Raw genomic sequence first — 19257 nt, 5'->3', positions numbered from 1 at the left:
GCTTATAAGCCTGGCGTTTCTATGTATTGCGATCGGAGCTACGCTTAACACGGACTCTTTGCACAACCTTTACGTACGGCCGGCAGGCGTCTGGCAGCCTTCAGCCGTTTTGACGGATGCGCTTTAACTTTTGCAGGTGGGACACACTATGTTGAATCAGCTGGCATTACCCTTCCTGGTATTAGGAGGCTGTACCGCTCTGATGATCCTGAAAGATATTTTCCGCCATCCTCACCCAGTCGGGATAATGAACATTATCTGGCCGCTGACCGGTCTTTACATGCCGTTCATCGGCTGGCTGGCCTGGTGGTATCTTGGACGGAAACCCTCTCGTCAGCTTAAACTTGCGCTATTAGTACCGCAAAAAATTCATCATTATGCGAGCTGGCCGACCATATTTATTTCGACTTCCCTTTCCGCTGCGGCCTGCATCTTTAGCGAACTGATTACACTTCCGATTATCACCCTGCTGAATCATTATCATTTCGCTACGCCGCTCTGGATGCAGGCAATTATCTGTCTCGCTATTTCGCTGATAAGCGGCCTGTTTTTACAATTTCTGGCGATTAAGCAGCGCGACGCGCTTTCAGTCTGGCGCGCCTTGCTGTTAGCATTTCGTACCGAGGCGTTTCCGCTGCTGGTTTATCAGGCGGGCATTTTCCTCTTTATGAGTCTGGCCCTTAAATTTGTGCTTAATCAACAAATCGATCCTCTGCTGGCGGCTTTCTGGTTTATGTTGCAGCTCGCTACGCTGACCGGATTTATATTTTCCTGGCCTGCCAATCATTTCCTGATTAAACGCGGTTTGAACCCGGCGGTCTAATTTACCGACAGTATCCCGTTCCGCGCATGCCAAAATGAAAATGGCCGGCATGCGCGGCGTTATAATCCGGCCCCAAAACGTTGCCGAAATTATTACAGCCCTCCTGCCAGAGAAGATGCAGCAGAGCGGATTTATTCTCCGGCTGCGTCCAGTTTTTCCCCACATCGACGCGTTCCCCATTGGCAAACTGAAAGCCGGTGACGTCCCAGGCGTCTGCGGTCGCATGCTCGCTTAGTCGCCCTTCTTTACGGTGATAAACGTTGCGACAGGCATAGCTGCCGACATGGCTGATGCGCACCAGCGGCGAGGCGGATGTATGCGCCAGACGCTGCTGGCTTTGCAGAATATACATGGTGCTGGCGACGGCCATCGGGCAACTGGCGAGAAAGCTGCTGCTTAAACTGACCTTGCCGAAACGCTGAATGCGCAGCGGATTTTGCAGCGGACAGCCGCCCGTCACGTCGGGACGCGCGTTAAAGGTTACCCTTCCCGCCTGCTCAGCGCGTCGCATAACGTCAAGACACGCTTCAGGATTGCCCGCCAGCCGCTTGAGTTTATATCGCGTCATCCAGCCAGGCGGATCGGTGACCGCCAGCGGCGTAAAGGGGTTGAACTGGGGCGGCAAATGCTGTTTCAGCCATGGCAGACTCCACCATCCGACGGCTATCAGCACCAGCAACAGAACGATCGCGCGCATTCTCCCTCTCGCAGCAGCTTGATTTAGAGAACAAAAGTGTAGAAGCTACGCGCCGGTTTAGCGCTGGTAACGGCGCTTTTCGTTTAAAACAGCAGCGTTGTGCCGCAAGTTTGTGCCGCGTAAAGATTTACTGACATGTTACTAAGATGTAAAGGTCGCATTTGTAAGAAAAACAATTAGCGGGATTTTGTCTTATTCCTCTATCTTATGCCAACTTGCCCTGAGGCAAGAAACCACAAACAGCCAGCAGAGCTGACACAACATCCAGACAGGAAGAATGATTTTATGGTTGATCAAACAAAAGATACCGTTGCTGAGCAGGAGAACCCTGACAAGCTACGGCGCAATCTGCATAACCGTCACATTCAGCTTATCGCCATCGGCGGCGCTATCGGTACCGGGTTGTTTATGGGCTCCGGCAAAACCATCAGTCTGGCGGGCCCGTCAATCATTTTCGTTTATATGATCATCGGCTTTATGCTGTTTTTTGTGATGCGCGCCATGGGAGAGCTGCTGCTCTCCAATCTGGAGTACAAATCATTCAGCGATTTCGCCGCCGATCTGCTTGGCCCCTGGGCGGGCTACTTTACCGGCTGGACCTACTGGTTCTGCTGGGTCGTCACCGGCATTGCCGACGTGGTGGCGATATCCGCCTACTTCCAGCTCTGGTTCCCTGGCTTTTCCGTGTGGATGAGCGCCCTGCTGTGCGTCTTCGTTTTCCTCGCGCTCAATATCGCCACGGTGAAAATGTTTGGCGAGATGGAGTTCTGGTTCGCCATTATCAAGATTGTCGCCATTGTGGCGCTGATCGTAACCGGCATCGTACTGGTTACTCTTCACTACCCCTCGCCGGGCGGCGGCACCGCCTCGCTCAGCAATATCTGGGATCACGGCGGCCTGTTCCCGAAAGGAATAAGCGGCTTTTTTGCCGGTTTCCAGATTGCGGTCTTCGCCTTCGTCGGCATTGAGCTGGTCGGTACGGCGGCAGCGGAGACGCACGATCCGCATAAGGTGCTGCCGCGCGCTATTAACGCCATTCCGCTGCGCGTGATTATGTTTTATGTGCTGGCGCTGATGGTGATCATGGCGGTTACGCCCTGGACGCAGGTGCTGGCGGATCGCAGTCCCTTTGTTGAGATGTTTGTGCTGATCGGGCTGCCTGCGGCGGCCAGCATCGTTAACTTTGTGGTGCTGACCTCGGCGGCTTCGTCTGCCAACAGCGGCATCTTCTCTACCAGCCGTATGCTGTACGGCCTGTCGCAGCAGGGCGTGGCGCACCGCGCTTTTGGTCAGCTTTCCGCTCGCGCGGTACCGACTGCCGGTCTGTTCTTCTCCTGTTTCTGTCTGCTGGCGGGCGTCGCGCTGATCTACCTGATCCCGGACGTGATGACCGTTTTCACTATGGTTACTACGGTTTCAGCGATCCTGTTTATGTTCGTCTGGACCATTATTCTCTGCAGCTACCTGGCCTACCGCAAAAAGTATCCGGAGCGCCATGCGGCGTCAGGTTTTAAGATGCCGCTGGGTAAGGTGATGTGCTGGGTGGTGATGGCGTTCTTTGCGTTCGTGCTGGTGCTGCTGACGCTGCAGGATGATACCCGTCAGGCGCTGATAGTCACGCCGCTGTGGTTTGTTATGCTTACCATGGGCTGGCTGCTGCGCCGTCGCGCCGCCCGTTAAAAACGCGTGGTCCCGGTCGTTTGACCGGGACCGGTAAAGGTAGCGTTCTTCCCTTCTTCCCACGCATAAATCCGCAATGGTGATGTGCCCCTGCTGTTCGCGCATCGAAGTGACTCCGCGGCAGAAAACATCACAGGCCGGACGTTGACGCGGGGATAAGGTTAAACGCGGCGCATCAGCGCACGCGGATCCCTTCGATAATCATGCGCTGCACATTTTCGACCGTTTCATCGAAAAACTGCGGATCGCTCAGCGTCTGGCCGGTAATCGCCTCGACCTGGCTGGCGAAATCCGCATAGTGCTGCGTCGCGGCCCACAGCATAAAAAAGAGGTGCTGCGGCTGAACGCCAGCCAGACGGCCTTCGTTAATCCAGCGCTCAACAATCGCCGCCTTGTCATCCACCAGCTGTTTAAGATCGCCCGCCAGCTCGCCTTTTAGCAGCGGCGCGCCCTGCAACATTTCCAGGCAGAACAGACGCGACGCCTGCGGATGGTCGCGCGATACCTCAAGCTTGAGGCGGATATAGCGGCGAATGGCGCTGAGCGGATCCATATCGTGCTGCAGCGCGCGCAGCGGCGCCAGCCAGACGTCGAGGATCTCCTTCAGCACTGCGACGTAGAGCGTTTCTTTCGAGGGATAGTAGTAGAGCAAATTGGTTTTCGAGACGTCGGCGCGCTCGGCAACCTGATCCAGACGCGTGCCATGAATACCAAACTGAGAGAACAGCGCCAGCGCGGCATCCAGAATGGCGGCGCGTTTCGCAGCGGTGGCGCGCGAACGTCGCGTCGGTTTTTTTTCATCGGATTTCACAGCGTTACCTCATTCCTTAAGCGTAGGGGCATGATAGCAAAGCCGTTCCGGCCTGCCCAATTCAGCGACTGCACCTTTTTTGCCCAGCGTGCCTGCAAAACGTGCAGCGATTTTTGACCATCTGGTCCAGCTTTTTTGCGTCTCTTGTTTAACCCATTGTTAAAGAAAACCTTTTGTTTTGTGGCACAACCTTTGCAAATTTGTCAGCAAGCGCTGCTCTCAGGGATGAAGCAGGACGCCGCGCAGCGCGACAAACCGTTTAACTACCGGCAAAGAGGGTTTGACATGAAGATTGGCGTTTTCATTCCGATTGGTAACAACGGCTGGCTGATTTCCACCCACGCCCCGCAGTACAAACCGACTTTCGAACTGAACAAGGCGATCGTACAAAAGGCGGAGCGCTACCACTTCGACTTTGCGCTTTCGATGATCAAGCTGCGCGGCTTCGGCGGCAAAACCGAGTTCTGGGATCACAATCTGGAATCCTTCACCCTGATGGCAGGCCTGGCCGCCGTCACGTCGCGTATTGAAATCTATGCAACCGCCGCCACGCTGACGCTGCCGCCCGCCATCGTGGCGCGCATGGCGTCCACCATCGACTCCATCTCCGGCGGCCGCTTCGGCGTCAATCTGGTGACCGGCTGGCAGAAACCCGAATATGAGCAGATGGGCCTCTGGCCGGGCGATGACTACTTTAGCCGCCGCTACGACTACCTGACTGAATATGTCACCGTGCTGCGCGATCTCTGGGGCAGCGGCCAGTCCGATTTCAAAGGCGAGTTCTTCACGATGAACGACTGCCGCGTCAGTCCGCAGCCGCAGAAGCCGATGAAGGTCATCTGCGCGGGTCAAAGCGACGCGGGCATGGCGTTTTCCGCGCAGCATGCCGACTACAACTTCTGCTTTGGCAAGGGCGTCAATACGCCAGCCGCCTTCGCCCCGACCGCCGCGCGCATGAAGCAGGCGGCGGACAAGGCGGGTCGCGATGTCGGCTCCTACGTGCTGTTTATGATTATCGCCGCCGAGAGCGACGAGGCGGCGCGCGCGAAATGGGAGCACTACAAAGCTGGTGCCGACGACGAAGCGCTCGCCTGGCTAACCACGCAAAGCCAGCAGGATAAGCGTTCCGGCAGCGATACCAACGTACGGCAAATGGCCGATCCTACTTCCGCCGTCAATATCAATATGGGCACCCTGGTCGGCTCCTACGCCAGTGTGGCACGCATGCTGGACGAGGTGGCGCAGGTTGAGGGCGCCCAGGGCGTGCTGCTCACCTTCGATGACTTTCTGCAGGGCATTGAGGATTTTGGCCAGCATATCCAGCCGCTGATGCAGTGCCGCCGCCAGATTAACGACAACAGAGAGGTCGCCTGATGAGTACCGTTTACTGCGCCCATACCCAGACCTTGCCGCAGGTTGAGCTGCCCGCGCGCCCGGAAGCGATCGCCTTTCCGCCTGCGCAAAGCGCGCTGATCGTGGTGGATATGCAAAACGCCTACGCCACGCCTGGCGGCTATCTCGACCTGGCGGGTTTCAACGTTTCCGCCACCGCGCCGGTAACAGAAAAGATCGCGCAGGCTGTTGCCGCCGCGCGCGCGGCAGGCGTGCAGATTATCTGGTTCCAGAACGGCTGGGACCCGCACTATATCGAGGCGGGCGACGCCGGTTCGCCCAATTTTCATAAATCCAACGCGCTGAAAACCATGCGTAAACGGCCTGAGCTGCAGGGCACGCTGCTGGCGAAGGGCGGCTGGGATTATGCGCTGGTGGATGCCCTGCAGCCGCAGCCAGGCGACATTGTGCTGCCGAAACCGCGCTACAGCGGCTTTTTCAATACGCCGCTCGACAGCATCCTGCGCAGCCGCGGCATTCGTCATCTGATTTTTACCGGCATCGCGACCAATGTCTGCGTGGAGTCGACGCTGCGCGACGGTTTTTTCCTTGAATATTTCGGCGTGGTGCTGGAAGACGCGACTTACCAGGCGGGCCCGCCCTTCGCCCAGCAGGCGGCGATTTTCAATATCGAAACCTTTTTTGGCTGGGTCACCAGCGTAGACGCCTTCTGCGAAAGCCTGCAGGGCCATAAGGAGTAACGCGATGCCGAAATCTGTCATTATTCCGCCGGGCACCTCCGCGCCGATCGCCCCTTTTGTCCCGGGCACGCTGGCTGACGGCGTGGTGTATGTCTCCGGCACCCTGCCGTTCGACAAAGAGAACAACGTCGTCCATATCGGCGACGCCGCCGCGCAGACGCGTCACGTCCTGGAAACGATTAAAAACGTAATAGAAACCGCGGGCGGCACGCTTGAAGATGTCACCTTCAACTCTATTTTTCTCACCGACTGGCGCGACTACGCCGCTATCAATCAGGTTTATGCCGACTATTTCGCTGGTGACAAACCCGCGCGCTTCTGCATTCAGTGCGGCCTGGTAAAACCCGATGCGCTGGTTGAGATCGCCAGCGTAGCGCATATCGGTCAGCGGGAGGCGTGATGCATCTGGAGATAGTGGGACGTCAGGATTCAGCGGCACCGACGCTGGTGCTCGCATCGGGTTTGGGCGGCGTAGCGGCTTTCTGGCAGCCGCAGCTGGCGGCGCTAAGCGCGCGCTATCGCGTAGTGCTCTACGACCAGCGCGGCACCGGGCGCAGCGCGGAGACGCTGCCGGTCGACTACACCATGGCGATGATGGCGACCGAGCTGGCGGCGGCGCTGGCGCGGCGCGGCATTGCGCGCTTTGGCGTGATTGGCCATGCGCTGGGCGGTCTGGTGGGCCTGCAGCTGGCGCTGGATTACCCGGAACAGGTGGAGCGCGTGGCGGTGATCAACGGCTGGCTGCGGCTGCATCCCCATACCCGGCGCTGCTTTCAGGTGCGGCAGGATCTGCTGCTCAAGGTCGGCACTGAGGCCTTTGCGCGCGCGCAGCCGCTGTTTCTCTATCCGGCGGAGTGGATGGCGCAGCACCAGCAGCGTCTTGCCGAGGAGGAGGCGGCGCATATCGCCCATTTTCAGGGACGCGACAACCTGCTGCGCCGTCTGGAGGCCCTGATGCGCGCCGACTTCACGCCGATGGCCGCGCGCATCCGGCAGCCAGTGCTGGCGATCTGCAGTCAGGATGACATGCTGGTGCCCTGGAGCTGCAGCGCGCAGCTGGTCGATGCGCTGCCCAACGCGCAGCAGATTACGATGGCCTGGGGCGGTCATGCGATGAGCGTGACCGATGCCGAAAGCTTTAATGCGCTGCTGTTGCAGTGGCTTAACCAGAGCGAGGCCGCGCCGTCGCGCGCCGCCAGCTGAGGAGACATTGATGAGCACCCTTTCCCTTATGCCTGACGCCGTTGCGATAGAAAAACAGGCGTTTCGCGACGCGATGGCGCGCCTTGGCGCTGCCGTCAATATCATCACCACCGATGGCCCGGCCGGTCGCGCCGGGTTCACCGCTTCGGCAGTATGCAGCGTGACCGACACGCCGCCGACGCTGCTGGTCTGTCTCAATCGTTCGGCCTCGGTATGGTCGGTATTCGACGCTAACCGCCAGCTCTGCGTCAATACCCTGGCGGCGGGTCAGGAAGCGCTGTCCAGCCTGTTTGGCGGTAAAACGCCCGTGGCGGAGCGCTTTCAGGCGGCGCAGTGGCGCCGCGGCGTGACCGGCTCCCCGATGCTCGAAGGCGCGCTGATCTCTTTCGACTGCCGCATCAGTGAAATTACCCGCGTCGGCACCCATGACGTGCTGTTTTGCGAGGTGCTGGCGCTAAGTCGCAGCGACGATGCACACGGGCTGGCCTGGTTCGATCGCGGCTATTGTCCGCTGCTGCGGCAGGATGCCCGCTAATCCGCCTTGCGCGGCACGATCCCTCACTTTTGGAGATAACGATGGCAAGCTCCTGGTTTCCTCAATGGCGTAAAAAGTCAGCGCTGACGGACGGCGGACTTATCGCCCCGGATGAGACGCTGCCGTTTGGACAAACGGTCATTCTCGGGCTGCAGCATGCGGTGGCGATGTTCGGCGCGACCGTCCTGATGCCGCTGCTGATGGGCCTCGATCCCAATCTGTCGATTCTGGTGTCAGGCATCGGCACGCTGCTCTTTTTTGTGGTAACCGGCGGACGCGTGCCCAGCTACCTCGGCTCCAGCGCGGCCTTTGTCGGCGTAGTGATCGCCGTGACCGGCTTTAATGGTCAGGGACTCAATCCACATCTCAGCGTCGCGCTCGGCGGGATTATCGCCTGCGGAGCGCTCTACACGCTTATCGGTCTGGTGGTGATGAAAGTCGGCACGCGCTGGATAGAACGTCTGATGCCGCCCGTGGTCACCGGCGCCGTGGTCATGGCGATTGGGCTTAACCTCGCGCCCATTGCGGTACACAGCGTGGCGGCCTCGGACTTTGAGAGCTGGATGGCGGTGATGACGGTGCTCGCTATCGGGCTGGTGGCGGTCTTTACGCACGGCATGGTGCAGCGCCTGCTGATCCTGGTGGGGTTAATCGTCGCCTGGGCGCTTTACGCGCTGCTGACCAACGTGCTGGGGTTCGGCAAGCCGGTCGATTTTAGCGGCGTCACGCAGGCGGCCTGGTTCGGCATGCCGCACACCACCGCGCCCGGTTTTGATATCCAGGCGATGGTAATGATTGCGCCAGTAGCGATTATTCTGGTCGCGGAGAATCTTGGCCATCTGAAGGCTGTCGCGGGCATGACCGGCCGCAATCTCGATCCCTGGATGGGCCGCGCTTTTGTCGGCGATGGCCTGGCGACGCTTATCTCCGGCTCCATCGGCGGCAGCGGCGTCACGACCTATGCAGAAAATATCGGCGTTATGGCGGTCACCAAAGTCTATTCCACGCTGGCGTTCGTCGCGGCGGCGGTGATCGCCCTGATACTCGGTTTTTCGCCGAAGTTTGGCGCGCTGATCCACGCCATCCCCGCGCCGGTGATCGGCGGCGCCTCGATTGTGGTTTTCGGCCTGATTGCAGTCGCGGGCGCGCGGATCTGGGTGCAGAACCATGTGGACTTTAGCCAGAACGGCAATCTGATTATGGTCGCCACGACGCTGGTGCTGGGCGCAGGCGATTTCTCGCTGAAGATCGGCGGCTTTACCCTGGGCGGCATCGGCACCGCCACCTTTGGCGCTATCCTGCTCAACGCCATCCTGCGCCGTCGCGGCGCGGCCCTGACGGAGCGCCCGGCGCGACAGCAGGGGTAACTATTTCAGCGGCGCGGCAGACGCCGCTTTTTTTCGTCTCAGCTTCAGCTCGCTGACGATAACGCCGCAGACGATCAGCGCGCCGCCAAGGATAGCGGCCGCAGGCAGCCTCTCCCCCGCGATGCGCCCTACCACGCCCGCCCAGACCGGCTCGCCAGCATATATCACGGTGGCGCGCGTCGGCGACACGCTGCGCTGCGCCCAGTTCATCGTCACCTGTATCAGCGCGCTGGCCGCGCCGAGGCCCAGCGCGCTCAGCAGCAGGGTCGGACTGGGCGCCGGAAGCGACTCACCGTTCGGCACCATCAGCGCGAAGGCGCACAGCGAGGCGACCGTAAGCTGAATCAGCGTCACGCGACGCACATCGACCTGTCCGGCAAAGCGGCTTATCAGGATAATTTCGGCGGCAATCGCCAGCGTGCTGAGTAAGGTAGCGATTTCGCCCTGGTTAAGGCTGATACGGCCATCCTGCGGGCCAGCCACCAGCAGCAGCCCGAGAAAGGCCAGAAGAATGCCGCACCACGCCATTAATCCCGGCGGACGCCGCAGAAACAGCCACTGCAACAGCGGCACGACCGGCACATAGAGCGCGGTCAAAAAGGCGGACTGGCTGCTGGAGATGGTCTGCATGCCCCAGGTTTGCAGGCCGTAACCGCCCGCAATCGACAGGCCGATCAGTGCGCCAGCGACCAGCTCTTGCCGCGTGGTGCCTGCCAGCGCGCGACGAAACAGAAAGGCGAGAATGAGCGCAGCGGTGGCAAAGCGCAGACCGACGAAAAAGAATGGCCCTGTCCAGGCCATTGCGTGATGCACCACCAGGAAGGTGCCGCCCCAGATCATGGTAATAAAAATCAGCACCAGCTCTTCACGCGTTACGCGCAGGGCCAGGGTGCGGGAAACGTCCGACATATCTCACCTTCAGCGATTCAATGGGCGCCATTGTGCGCAGGTCGAGACGGGAATGCAATGCATCAGAAAAACCGCAAATTTCGCGATCTCGCCGCAGGGCTGGAAAGCTCTTCTATACTTCTGCTTAGGTTTTCACATCCTATGGAGAGCGCAATGGCCAGAATTCTGGTGCTTTATTACTCAATGTATGGACATATCGAAACCATGGCGAATGCGGTTGCGGAAGGCGCGCGCCGCGTCCCGGGCGTTGACGTCGATATCCGGCGCGTGCCGGAAACAATGGATGCGGAGCGTTTCGCCCAGGTCGGCGGAAAAACCGATCAGGCAGCGCCGGAAGCGACGCCCGAGATATTGCCGCAGTATGACGCCATTCTGATCGGCACGCCGACGCGTTTCGGCAATATGTCCGGTCAGATGCGCACCTTCTGGGATCGCACCGGTGGCTTATGGGCCTCCGGCGCGCTGCACGGCAAGGTCGCCAGCGTCTTCACATCAACCGGAACCGGCGGCGGCCAGGAGCAGACCATTACCTCGGTCTGGACCACGCTGGCGCATCACGGCATGGTGATTGTTCCGATTGGTTACGGTACGAAAGAGCTGTTTGATATCTCGCAGGTTCGTGGCGGCACCCCTTACGGCGCCACCACCCTGGCGGGAGGCGACGGTTCGCGCCAGCCCACGGAAGAGGAACTGAACATCGCCCGCTATCAGGGCGAGCATGTTGCCGGGCTGACGGTAAAACTTAAAGGGTAAGTTCACTCAGGAGAAGATTATGTCAAACGATCAAGCGAAAGCACACCACGTGGGCGAATGGGCCACGCTGCGTCACACCTCCCCGGAAATCGCGGAAGCCATTTTCGAAGTGGCCAACTATGACGAAAAGCTGGCGGAAGAGATCTGGCGTCAGCAAGGCAATGATGACGTGCTGTTTCGCGCCTTTGACAAGACGGACGCCGACGTCCTGACATGGGACGACACGCCGGTAGAGCGTAAAAATATCTGATTGCGAGGCGGGATTTCCCGCCTCACCTTTTTTTACTGACCAAGGAGAATCTATGTCTTCCTATCAGAGCATTAACCCCGCGAATAATCAGCTGCTGAAAAGCTGGCCGTCTCACGACGCCGCAGCGGTAAGCCAGGCGCTGGAGACCGCCGATCGTCTGTTCCACTCTTCATGGAGCAAAGGCGATATGGAGCCGCGTCTGCAGGTGCTGGCGAAGCTGGCCGATCTGATTGAAAGCCGGGTTGACGAGCTGGCCGCTATCGCCAGCAAGGAGATGGGCAAGCTGATTGGTCAGAGCCGCGGAGAAGTAAAAATTTGCGCGCAGATCGCGCGTTATTACGCCGAACACGCGGCGGAGATTCTGAAACCACAGCCCTACCCCAGCGAGCTGGGCGAGGCCTGGGTAGAGTACCATCCGATTGGCGTACTGGTCGCCGTCGAGCCGTGGAACTTTCCTTACTATCAGCTGATGCGCGTGCTGGCACCTAACCTTGCGCTGGGCAATCCGGTGCTGGCGAAGCACGCGAATATCGTGCCGCATTGCGCCGACGTGTTTGACAAGCTGGTTAAAGAGGCGGGCGCGCCGGAAGGCGCCTGGACGAACCTGTTTATCGACAGCGACCAGGTGGCAGAGCTGATCGCCGACGACCGTGTGCAGGGCGTCGCGCTGACGGGGTCAGAACGCGCCGGCAGCGCCGTGGCGCAGCAGGCGGGCAAATATCTGAAGAAATCGACGCTGGAACTGGGTGGCAACGACGTCTTTGTGGTACTTGACGATGCCGATATCGACGAGGCGGTGCGTCAGGGCGCGCAGGCTCGTCTCAGCAACTGTGGCCAGGTCTGTACCGCCGCCAAGCGTTTTATTCTGCATGAAAAGATTGCCAGCGCCTTTATTGATAAATTCAGCGCAGCGCTGAAAGCGGCCCGCCTGGGCGATCCGCTGGACGAGCAGACCACGCTCGGCCCGCTCTCTTCAAAAGATGCGCGCGATCGCCTGACGAAACAGGTCGACGAAGCGGTGCAGAACGGCGCGACACTGCTGATCGGCGGCAAAGCGGTCGAAGGCGTCGGCTGTTACTTCCAGCCCACTATCCTGACCGATATCAGGCCGGACAATCCCGCTTACTATCAGGAGTTTTTTGGACCAGTGGCGCAGATTTACGTGGTGGGCGACGATAACGCCGCCGTTGCGCTGGCTAATGACTCTCATTACGGGCTGGGCGGCTCTGTCTGGACGTGCGACACTACACGCGGCCGTCGCGTCGCCTCGGCGATTGAAACCGGCATGGTGTTTATCAATTCGCAAAGCGATACCGCGGCTGAACTGCCGTTTGGCGGCGTTAAGCGCTCCGGCTATGGCCGCGAGTTGTCAGATCTCGGCCTTAAAGAGTTCGCCAACCAGAAGCTGGTGGTGATTGCAGGTTAATCTGCTCCGCCCATAAAAAAACCCCGCCGAGGCGGGGTTTTTCACATCTGCAGGTTTTACTGCGTGACGGTCTGTTTCGCGTCGCTGTTCTGAGCGGACTCAACGGGCTTTTGAGCAGGCGCGTCGGCAGGCTTATCGGCGGCGCTGCCCTTGTCTGCTGCCGCTTTTTCAGCTGCGGCTTTCTCGGCGGCTGCTTTTTGCGCAGCGGCGCGCTCTGCCTTCGCTTTCTCCTCAGCGGCTTTCGCCTTCTCTTCTGCCGCTTTCGCTTCAGCCGCTTTCTGCGCGGCAGCTTTTTCCGCTGCGGCCTTTTCTGCTGCGGCTTTGTCAGCGGCGGCTTTATCGGCGGCAGCTTTATCTGCAGCTGGCTTACTGTCCGCCGGCTTGTCGGCGTCGCTATTGCCTGCGGCCGCTGCCGCTGGCTGCGGCTGCGCGGCTGGCTCCATCGGCGTACCCTGCAGCGCGCCGTTCAGCGCCTGAGTAAATTGCTCCCAGCTACAGTAGCCGTTGCCGTCCGTCGGGCAGCCTTCCAGCTGCAGCGTTACGCGCTTTGGCGGATTTTTCAGGTTGAGCATCTCGCCGTCGCGCAGCTGATCGGCGGTCTGATAGACATACTCCAGCTTGAGCAGATCTTTGTTGTTTTTCGCATCGTGCCAGCGTTCAAACACGACCTGGCCGCCGATTGGCGTATTTTCCCAGGTACCCGGCAGTTCATAAGGCTTGACCTGCAGCGCGCTCAGCAGCGAGGCGATGTTGGAGTCGTGCCCCACCATCAGGGTGATTTTCGGCGCGTTGGCTTTGTCCTGATCCACCAGCTGGCTGCGGATGTAATCTACCAGCGGCGCGGCGACTTCGCGCGCGACGTCCGGGCTGGTGAACAGGGCATCCTGATAGCCATTTTTAATGGCGGAGAGCGATTTCCACTGCTCTGGCGTCTTGATCTGGCCCCAGGCGATCTGCTCAAGCGGGAAGCCTTCATAATATTGCAGCGTAAAGGCATCCATTAAGGCGTTGCCCACTTTCAGCGGGCCACTTACGTTCGGCTCTTTGCCGTTTTCCGCGCTGAACACGTTATCGCCGCTGCTCAGATCGCACTGTTTTTTGTTGTTGCAGGCTGGCGCGGATTTGTAATCAACGATTTTATCCAGCTGCTGCAGCGCAGGCTTCAGCGCCAGCTTCTCGTTTTCTGCCGTCATCGCCGCCAGCGCTTTTTTGTTAAAGGCTTCGCTGTCGTCGGTAATGACTGGATTGAACACCGGATCCATCGTGCCCATCGCATCCTGATGGGTCACAGCAATATCACAGCCCGGAAAAGCGCCGTTGACAAAGAACTGAGCCGTTGCGACGGTGCGCTGCAGACTGTTGGCATAGACAAAAACGTTGCTGCTGTCGGGGCAGCTGCCGTTTTGCACCAGGCCCTGCTGCGCCAGCCACTGACGCGTGTAGTTGCCCATATAGACTTCAAGCACGCCACCTTTGGTGGTGAGTTGTCCGCCAGGAACGCTCCACTGCGGCCAGCTTTTCTTCGTCGACTGTTCCAGCACGCTGCCGTTATCGGCCAGCGGCGCGCGCAGGTTGTGACGGCTAAACATCAGTACCTGTTGCAGCTGCATGTCGCCATCAGCGGCCTGGGCCGCCATGCCGATCGGCAGTGCGGCAAGTACCGACAGTGCGCAAAGACTCAGTTTCTTGATCATTGTGCCTATTCCATTTGTTCAGTAGAGAAACACTCTGGCTATCAACCAATTAGCTCTGTTCAGAGCATAGCGACCCACAGTGTAACCTAACCAGGCCGCGAAAAGCGCCCGATGTTTGCAAAAACCGTGTGTGGACTATAGCAGAGTTGACCAAAAGCGGCCTGAGAAGAGCGGAACGCGTAAAAAGCGAAGAGGCAGAAATGCGAAAGGCCAGCACATTGTGCTGGCCTTTCTGGTGTGGCGGAGGAAGAGAGATTCGAACTCTCGGATGGTTTCCCATCGGCGGTTTTCAAGACCGCTGCCTTAAGCCACTCGGCCATCCCTCCGGATTGATGCTTTACGCATCGGCAAAACGACATTGTCGCATCGCCTGTTCCTGACTGAGCAGGAAAGTGGCGGAGGAGGAGAGATTCGAACTCTCGGATGGTTTCCCATCGGCGGTTTTCAAGACCGCTGCCTTAAGCCGCTCGGCCACCCCTCCGCAATGAGGCGCACTATAAACATCCCCCCGAAGGATGTAAAGCCTGTGCGAATTCATTCGCCTGAAAAACAGCCAAAACGGTGTTATTCGTTGGCGAAATCACCATTCCGCTCAGAGAAACAGCGATTTATCGCGTAAAGAAGGGTAAAACGCCTTTCCCGTTTTGTGGCCGCTGCGTATTCTCAGCGCAAACGTCGTGTTCTGATAAAGGAGCGCATTATGGACAGACTTATTGCTTCGTCCTCGCGGACATCGCTGCTTAGCACCCACAAAGTGCTGCGCAATACCTATTTCCTGCTCGGCCTGACGCTGGCGTTTTCCGCCGTGACCGCCACCGCCAGCACCGTGCTGGGCCTGCCCGGTCCGGGTCTGATTTTAATGCTGGTCGGGTTCTACGGCCTGATGTTCCTTACCCACAAACTGGCTGACAGCCCGATGGGCATCCTGGCGGCCTTCGCTTTCACCGGTTTTCTCGGCTACTGCCTTGGCCCGATCCTGAGCACATTTTTAGCCGCAGGCATGGCTGACGTGATTGCGCTGGCGTTAGGCGGCACCGCGCTGGTTTTCTTCTGCTGCTCGGCCTATGTGCTGACCACGCGCCGCGATATGTCCTTCCTCGGCGGCATGATGATGGCGGGCTTTGTCGTGCTGCTGGTGGCGGTTATCGCTAACCTGTTCCTGCAGCTGCCTGCGCTGCACATGGCGATTAGCGCGCTGTTTATTCTCTTTTCAGCCGGCGCGATCCTGTGGGAAACCAGCAATATCATTCAGGGCGGCGAAACTAACTATATTCGCGCCACCGTCAGCCTTTACGTCTCGCTCTACAACATCTTTGTCAGCCTGCTGAGCCTGTTAGGCTTTGCGCGCAACGATTAATAACGCGCTGAGACGCAGATAGCCTGACTGGCATCCCTACCCCGCTTCGGCGGGGTTTTGCTTTTTCTGGCGGCGCAATTTGCTAGAATGCCGCCGTATCAGGCAGTAAGGAGCACATGTGGAATTTAACGGTAAAACCATCGACGTCGACGGCGAAGGCTATTTAAAACATCGCGATGACTGGAACGAGGCGCTTGCTGAGCAGATCGCCCAAAATGAGGGCATCGCTCTGAGCGACGCGCACTGGGAAGTGGTGCGTTTCGTACGCGCCTTCTATCTGGAGTACAACACCTCGCCCGCCATTCGTATGCTGGTAAAAGCAATGGCGCAAAAGTATGGCGAAGAGAAAGGCAACAGCCGCTACCTCTTTCGTCTCTTCCCGGACGGCCCGGCGAAACAGGCGACTAAAATCGCCGGCCTGCCTAAACCGGCGAAGTGTCTCTGATCAACCGGTCGTAAAACGGCGCGGCGGCTCCGCAGGCTGATGCGGCTCCATCAGGACGCGATCGACGCGGGCGCCGCGTGGCCCGCCCGCTTTCAGCCACGCGATGAGCGCGTCGACCTTTTCCGACTCGCCCCAGGCCAGCACCTCGACGCTGCCGTCATCAAGGTTACGGGCGTAACCCAGCACACCAAGCTGCGACGCCTGCGCCTGAGTGCCGTAGCGAAACCCCACGCCCTGCACCCTGCCATGCACCCAGATTTTATAACAGGCTGTTGTCATCACTCTCTCCTGCCGCTGTGCGTTGCAATTTCCCGTTATCCGCCGGACAATGGCGCCTCATTTTTTCAGGTAAGCATAGCAAACTATGACCGTTCGATTGATTCTCGCTAAGGGACGTGAAAAATCCCTGCTCCGCCGCCATCCGTGGGTGTTTTCCGGTGCCGTCGCGCGCCTTGAAGGTAAAGCGCAACTGGGGGAAACCCTTGACGTCTGTGACCATAACGGCAAATTTCTTGCGCGCGCGGCTTATTCGCCGCAGTCGCAAATTCGCGCCCGCGTCTGGAGCTGGCAACAGGATGAATCGATTGATATCGCCTTCTTCGTGCGCCGTTTCGAACAGGCGCGGCAGTGGCGCGACTGGCTGGCGCAAAAAGACGGGCTAGACAGCTACCGTCTGATCGCTGGCGAGTCTGACGGTTTGCCCGGCGTCACCATCGATCGCTTCGGCAACTTCCTGGTACTGCAGCTGCTCTCTGCAGGCGCGGAATATCAGCGTCCCGCGATTCTCTCCGCGCTGCAGCACTGCTTTCCGCAATGCGCTATCTATGACCGTTCCGATGTGGCGGTGCGTAAAAAAGAGGGGCTGGAGCTGACGCAGGGGCCGGTCACCGGTGAAATCCCGCCGCCGCTGCTGCCGATTACCGAACACGGCATGAAGCTGCTGGTCGATATTCAGGGCGGCCATAAAACCGGCTACTACCTCGATCAGCGCGACAGCCGTCTGGCGACGCGCCGCTATGCGCAGGATGCGCGCGTGCTTAACTGCTTCTCCTATACCGGCGGGTTTGCCGTCTCGGCGCTGATGGGCGGCTGCCGCGAAGTGATCAGCGTGGATACATCGCAGGAAGCGCTCGACGTGGCGCGCCAGAATGTCGAACTTAACGAGCTGGACGTCTCGCGCGCGCATTTCCTGCGCGACGACGTATTCAAGCTGCTGCGCCGCTACCGCGACGCCGGAGAGAAGTTCGATCTGATCGTGATGGATCCGCCGAAATTCGTCGAAAACAAAAATCAGCTGGCGGGCGCCTGCCGCGGTTATAAAGATATCAATATGCTGGCGATGCAGCTGCTTAATCCCGGCGGCATTCTGATGACCTTCTCCTGTTCTGGGCTGATGGCGACCGACCTGTTCCAGAAAATCGTGGCCGACGCCGCGCTGGATGCGGGCCGCGAAGCGCAGTTTATCGAGCAGTTCCGCCAGGCGGCCGATCATCCGGTCATCGCCAGCTATCCTGAGGGTCTCTACCTGAAAGGTTTTGCATGTCGTGTGGTGTGACTTGAAAAAGTGCCTTCTGACGCCATATTGATCAGGAGGCAGTTTTTCTGGAGGTCACTATGATTGCCACTAAGTTTGGTATTGGTCAGCAGGTTCGGCATCGTCTTTCAGGCGTGCTGGGCGTAATAGTGGATGTCGATCCCGAATATTCGCTGGATACGCCGAAGCTGGACGAGGTCGGCGCGACTGAAACGCTGCGCCGCGCGCCCTGGTATCATGTGGTGATGGAAGATGAAGAAGGCGATCAGGTACACACCTATATCGCAGAGATTCAGCTTTCCGGCGAAACCAGTTCGGAGCATCCGGAACAGCCGGAGATGGACGAACTGGCCGCATCGATCCGCCAGCAGCTGCAGGCGCCGCGCCTGCGGCATTGATCGCAGGCGGCAACAAGACGCCGCCTGTAAATTCTATTGCTTTTGTCGCGTCACGCCCAGCCGCGGAATTTCTATTTTAGGACAGCGATCCATAATAACGGTCAGACCGGCATCCTGCGCCAGCACGGCCGCCTGCTCGTTGATGACGCCCAGCTGCAGCCAGAGCGTATCTGCGCCCGCAGCGATCGCTTCCTGCGCCACGCCCCACGCCGCTTCTGAATTGCGAAACACATCCACCATGTCGATTTTGCCCGGCACCTCTTCCAGCTTCGCGTAAGCTTTCTGCCCCAGCAGCGTTTGACCGGCAAGTTTTGGACTGACCGGAATGACCTCGTATCCCTGATCCAGCAGATATTTCATCACGCCATAACTCGGTCGATCGGGACGATCGCTGGCGCCTACCAGCGCAATACGCTGTGTGCGCGTTAACACCTCGCGAATAGTTTGATCGTTCATCTTTTTCTCCTCATTTCAGAGCATTAAATGTAGTGGCGCCTTTTCCTGCCGCTTCTTTCCAGACAGCAATATTTTGCACTGGCGCACAAAAATATATGTTCAAATGTAAATTTACTGCCATAATGTAAGAATTTGCTACACACAAAACTTTGCGCCCTATTCTGGAGTCTACATGAAACTCTCTCTGGTCGTGACGGGGTTGACTGTTCTCCTCGTCTCGGCAACCTGTCAGGCCATCACGCTGAAGCTTGATCCGCAGATTGATCTGCTGGTGCTGGACGGGCGCAAAATTTCCGGCTCGCTGCTCAAAGGTGCCGATAGTCTTGAGCTGGAGCGCGGCCAGCACCAGTTTCTGTTTCGAGTCGAGCAGCTGCGCGACGCCCATAAAGATGCCTCGCTGCGCTATCAGTCCGCGCCCATGATCGTGACCTTTAACGCGCAGGTGAAAACCATCACTATCCGTCTGCCTGCGCTGGAGACTCGCCGCGAGCGTCACTATTTCGATCGCACGCTCAATTTCCAGCTGGTAGACGAACATGGACAGGCGATCGATATCAGGCGCGATCGCCTGCCGCTTTCCGCTGAAAGCGATATGGAAAAAGCGATGATGCTTTACAACCGTAACGGCCAGGTCGCCTCCGTCCCCCAGTTTGCAGCCGTACGCGACGGCGCATCAGCCACCCCACCCGTCGAGGCTGAATTCGTCTGGGTCGATGAGGCGCAGTCGCCGACGATTAAGGAGTGGTTTCATCGCTTTGATCAAGCCACCCGTCAGCAATTTATGTCGCTGGTCAAATTGTTAAGGACAAGTTGATAGGCGGGAAAG

General features: G+C 58.7%; 22 protein-coding genes and 2 tRNA genes. 16 read left to right on the top strand and 8 right to left on the bottom strand.

The window, feature by feature from the left end:
• Window positions 1-148 precede the first annotated feature (148 nt).
• Window positions 149-823: a DUF4396 domain-containing protein gene (locus EKL29_RS01470; RefSeq protein ID WP_120451930.1), complete on the top strand. Its 675-nt coding sequence runs from the start codon at window positions 149-151 to the stop codon at window positions 821-823.
• A 1-nt stretch (window position 824) separates the two neighbouring features.
• Here the strand turns inward: EKL29_RS01470 and EKL29_RS01465 are convergent, their stop codons facing one another.
• Complete coding sequence (locus EKL29_RS01465) at window positions 825-1520, bottom strand: extensin family protein (RefSeq protein ID WP_120451928.1); 696 nt, start codon at window positions 1518-1520, stop codon at window positions 825-827.
• Window positions 1521-1805: 285 nt separating this feature from the next.
• Between EKL29_RS01465 and cycA the strand changes: the two genes are divergently transcribed.
• Window positions 1806-3200, top strand: a complete 1395-nt coding sequence (gene cycA / locus EKL29_RS01460; protein ID WP_126688671.1) for a D-serine/D-alanine/glycine transporter — start codon at window positions 1806-1808, stop codon at window positions 3198-3200.
• Between the two features lie 175 nt (window positions 3201-3375).
• On the opposite strand, the gene rutR is transcribed toward cycA, so the two are convergent.
• A complete protein-coding gene (gene rutR, locus EKL29_RS01455) occupies window positions 3376-4011 on the bottom strand; it encodes an HTH-type transcriptional regulator RutR (RefSeq protein ID WP_120451924.1) in 636 nt (211 codons plus the stop codon).
• Window positions 4012-4296: 285 nt separating this feature from the next.
• Here rutR and rutA point away from each other — a divergent pair, with 285 nt between their 5' ends.
• The 6 genes from rutA to rutG are packed head-to-tail and all read left to right on the top strand — an operon-like array spanning window position 4297 to window position 9209.
• Window positions 4297-5385: a pyrimidine utilization protein A gene (gene rutA / locus EKL29_RS01450; protein WP_120452854.1), complete on the top strand. Its 1089-nt coding sequence runs from the start codon at window positions 4297-4299 to the stop codon at window positions 5383-5385.
• Window positions 5385-6104 carry a pyrimidine utilization protein B gene (rutB, locus tag EKL29_RS01445; protein WP_126688670.1) on the top strand — a complete coding sequence of 240 codons (720 nt, stop codon included), beginning with the start codon at window positions 5385-5387 and terminating at the stop codon, window positions 6102-6104. Before rutA ends, rutB begins: the two co-directional genes overlap by 1 nt.
• A gap of 4 nt (window positions 6105-6108) precedes the next feature.
• Window positions 6109-6504, top strand: coding sequence for a pyrimidine utilization protein C (rutC, locus tag EKL29_RS01440; RefSeq protein ID WP_126688669.1), 396 nt, complete (start codon window positions 6109-6111; stop codon window positions 6502-6504).
• The gene (rutD, locus tag EKL29_RS01435) at window positions 6504-7307 is read left to right on the top strand and encodes a pyrimidine utilization protein D (RefSeq protein ID WP_126688668.1); all 804 of its coding nucleotides are present in this window, start codon (window positions 6504-6506) and stop codon (window positions 7305-7307) included. The genes rutC and rutD overlap by 1 nt, the downstream gene beginning before the upstream one ends.
• A gap of 10 nt (window positions 7308-7317) precedes the next feature.
• Window positions 7318-7842: an NADH-dependent FMN reductase RutF gene (gene rutF, locus EKL29_RS01430; protein ID WP_126688667.1), complete on the top strand. Its 525-nt coding sequence runs from the start codon at window positions 7318-7320 to the stop codon at window positions 7840-7842.
• 41 nt (window positions 7843-7883) lie between these two features.
• On the top strand, window positions 7884-9209 hold the full coding sequence (gene rutG / locus EKL29_RS01425) for a pyrimidine utilization transport protein G (RefSeq protein ID WP_126688666.1): 1326 nt from the start codon (window positions 7884-7886) through the stop codon (window positions 9207-9209).
• Here rutG and EKL29_RS01420 read toward each other — a convergent pair whose 3' ends face one another.
• Window positions 9210-10118 carry a DMT family transporter gene (locus EKL29_RS01420; RefSeq protein ID WP_126688665.1) on the bottom strand — a complete coding sequence of 303 codons (909 nt, stop codon included), beginning with the start codon at window positions 10116-10118 and terminating at the stop codon, window positions 9210-9212.
• A 153-nt stretch (window positions 10119-10271) separates the two neighbouring features.
• Here EKL29_RS01420 and wrbA point away from each other — a divergent pair, with 153 nt between their 5' ends.
• The 3 genes from wrbA to EKL29_RS01405 are packed head-to-tail and all read left to right on the top strand — an operon-like array spanning window position 10272 to window position 12547.
• Window positions 10272-10871: an NAD(P)H:quinone oxidoreductase gene (gene wrbA / locus EKL29_RS01415; protein WP_120451911.1), complete on the top strand. Its 600-nt coding sequence runs from the start codon at window positions 10272-10274 to the stop codon at window positions 10869-10871.
• Between the two features lie 19 nt (window positions 10872-10890).
• Window positions 10891-11121, top strand: coding sequence for a YccJ family protein (locus tag EKL29_RS01410; RefSeq protein WP_120451909.1), 231 nt, complete (start codon window positions 10891-10893; stop codon window positions 11119-11121).
• A gap of 52 nt (window positions 11122-11173) precedes the next feature.
• Window positions 11174-12547: an NAD-dependent succinate-semialdehyde dehydrogenase gene (locus EKL29_RS01405; protein WP_126688664.1), complete on the top strand. Its 1374-nt coding sequence runs from the start codon at window positions 11174-11176 to the stop codon at window positions 12545-12547.
• Between the two features lie 56 nt (window positions 12548-12603).
• On the opposite strand, the gene agp is transcribed toward EKL29_RS01405, so the two are convergent.
• The 3 genes from agp to EKL29_RS01390 all read right to left on the bottom strand — a co-directional run bounded on the left by agp (window position 12604) and on the right by EKL29_RS01390 (window position 14722).
• Window positions 12604-14241, bottom strand: coding sequence for a bifunctional glucose-1-phosphatase/inositol phosphatase (agp, locus tag EKL29_RS01400; protein ID WP_126688663.1), 1638 nt, complete (start codon window positions 14239-14241; stop codon window positions 12604-12606).
• A 238-nt stretch (window positions 14242-14479) separates the two neighbouring features.
• A tRNA-Ser gene (locus tag EKL29_RS01395) sits at window positions 14480-14567 on the bottom strand.
• Between the two features lie 67 nt (window positions 14568-14634).
• A tRNA-Ser gene (locus EKL29_RS01390) sits at window positions 14635-14722 on the bottom strand.
• 219 nt (window positions 14723-14941) lie between these two features.
• Between EKL29_RS01390 and yccA the strand changes: the two genes are divergently transcribed.
• Window positions 14942-15598, top strand: coding sequence for an FtsH protease modulator YccA (gene yccA, locus EKL29_RS01385; RefSeq protein ID WP_126688662.1), 657 nt, complete (start codon window positions 14942-14944; stop codon window positions 15596-15598).
• Between the two features lie 118 nt (window positions 15599-15716).
• A complete protein-coding gene (gene tusE / locus EKL29_RS01380; protein ID WP_126688661.1) occupies window positions 15717-16043 on the top strand; it encodes a sulfurtransferase TusE in 327 nt (108 codons plus the stop codon).
• On the opposite strand, the gene yccX is transcribed toward tusE, so the two are convergent.
• Window positions 16044-16322, bottom strand: coding sequence for an acylphosphatase (gene yccX / locus EKL29_RS01375; protein WP_120451898.1), 279 nt, complete (start codon window positions 16320-16322; stop codon window positions 16044-16046).
• 85 nt (window positions 16323-16407) lie between these two features.
• On the opposite strand from yccX, the gene rlmI reads away from it, so the two are divergent.
• Both rlmI and hspQ read left to right on the top strand, forming a co-directional pair.
• Window positions 16408-17598, top strand: a complete 1191-nt coding sequence (rlmI, locus tag EKL29_RS01370; protein WP_120451896.1) for a 23S rRNA (cytosine(1962)-C(5))-methyltransferase RlmI — start codon at window positions 16408-16410, stop codon at window positions 17596-17598.
• A 59-nt stretch (window positions 17599-17657) separates the two neighbouring features.
• Window positions 17658-17975, top strand: a complete 318-nt coding sequence (hspQ, locus tag EKL29_RS01365; protein ID WP_033751160.1) for a heat shock protein HspQ — start codon at window positions 17658-17660, stop codon at window positions 17973-17975.
• 33 nt (window positions 17976-18008) lie between these two features.
• Here hspQ and EKL29_RS01360 read toward each other — a convergent pair whose 3' ends face one another.
• Window positions 18009-18431: a CoA-binding protein gene (locus EKL29_RS01360; RefSeq protein ID WP_120451894.1), complete on the bottom strand. Its 423-nt coding sequence runs from the start codon at window positions 18429-18431 to the stop codon at window positions 18009-18011.
• 172 nt (window positions 18432-18603) lie between these two features.
• On the opposite strand from EKL29_RS01360, the gene EKL29_RS01355 reads away from it, so the two are divergent.
• Complete coding sequence (locus EKL29_RS01355) at window positions 18604-19245, top strand: DUF2057 family protein (protein WP_120451892.1); 642 nt, start codon at window positions 18604-18606, stop codon at window positions 19243-19245.
• Window positions 19246-19257 lie beyond the last annotated feature (12 nt).

Source organism: Pantoea sp. YU22 (assembly GCF_003970755.1).
Taxonomy (GTDB): Bacteria; Pseudomonadota; Gammaproteobacteria; order Enterobacterales; family Enterobacteriaceae; genus Pantoea; species Pantoea piersonii.
The sequence above is the reverse complement of the archived record's forward strand: the minus strand, read 5'-3'. Positions and strand labels throughout refer to the sequence as shown.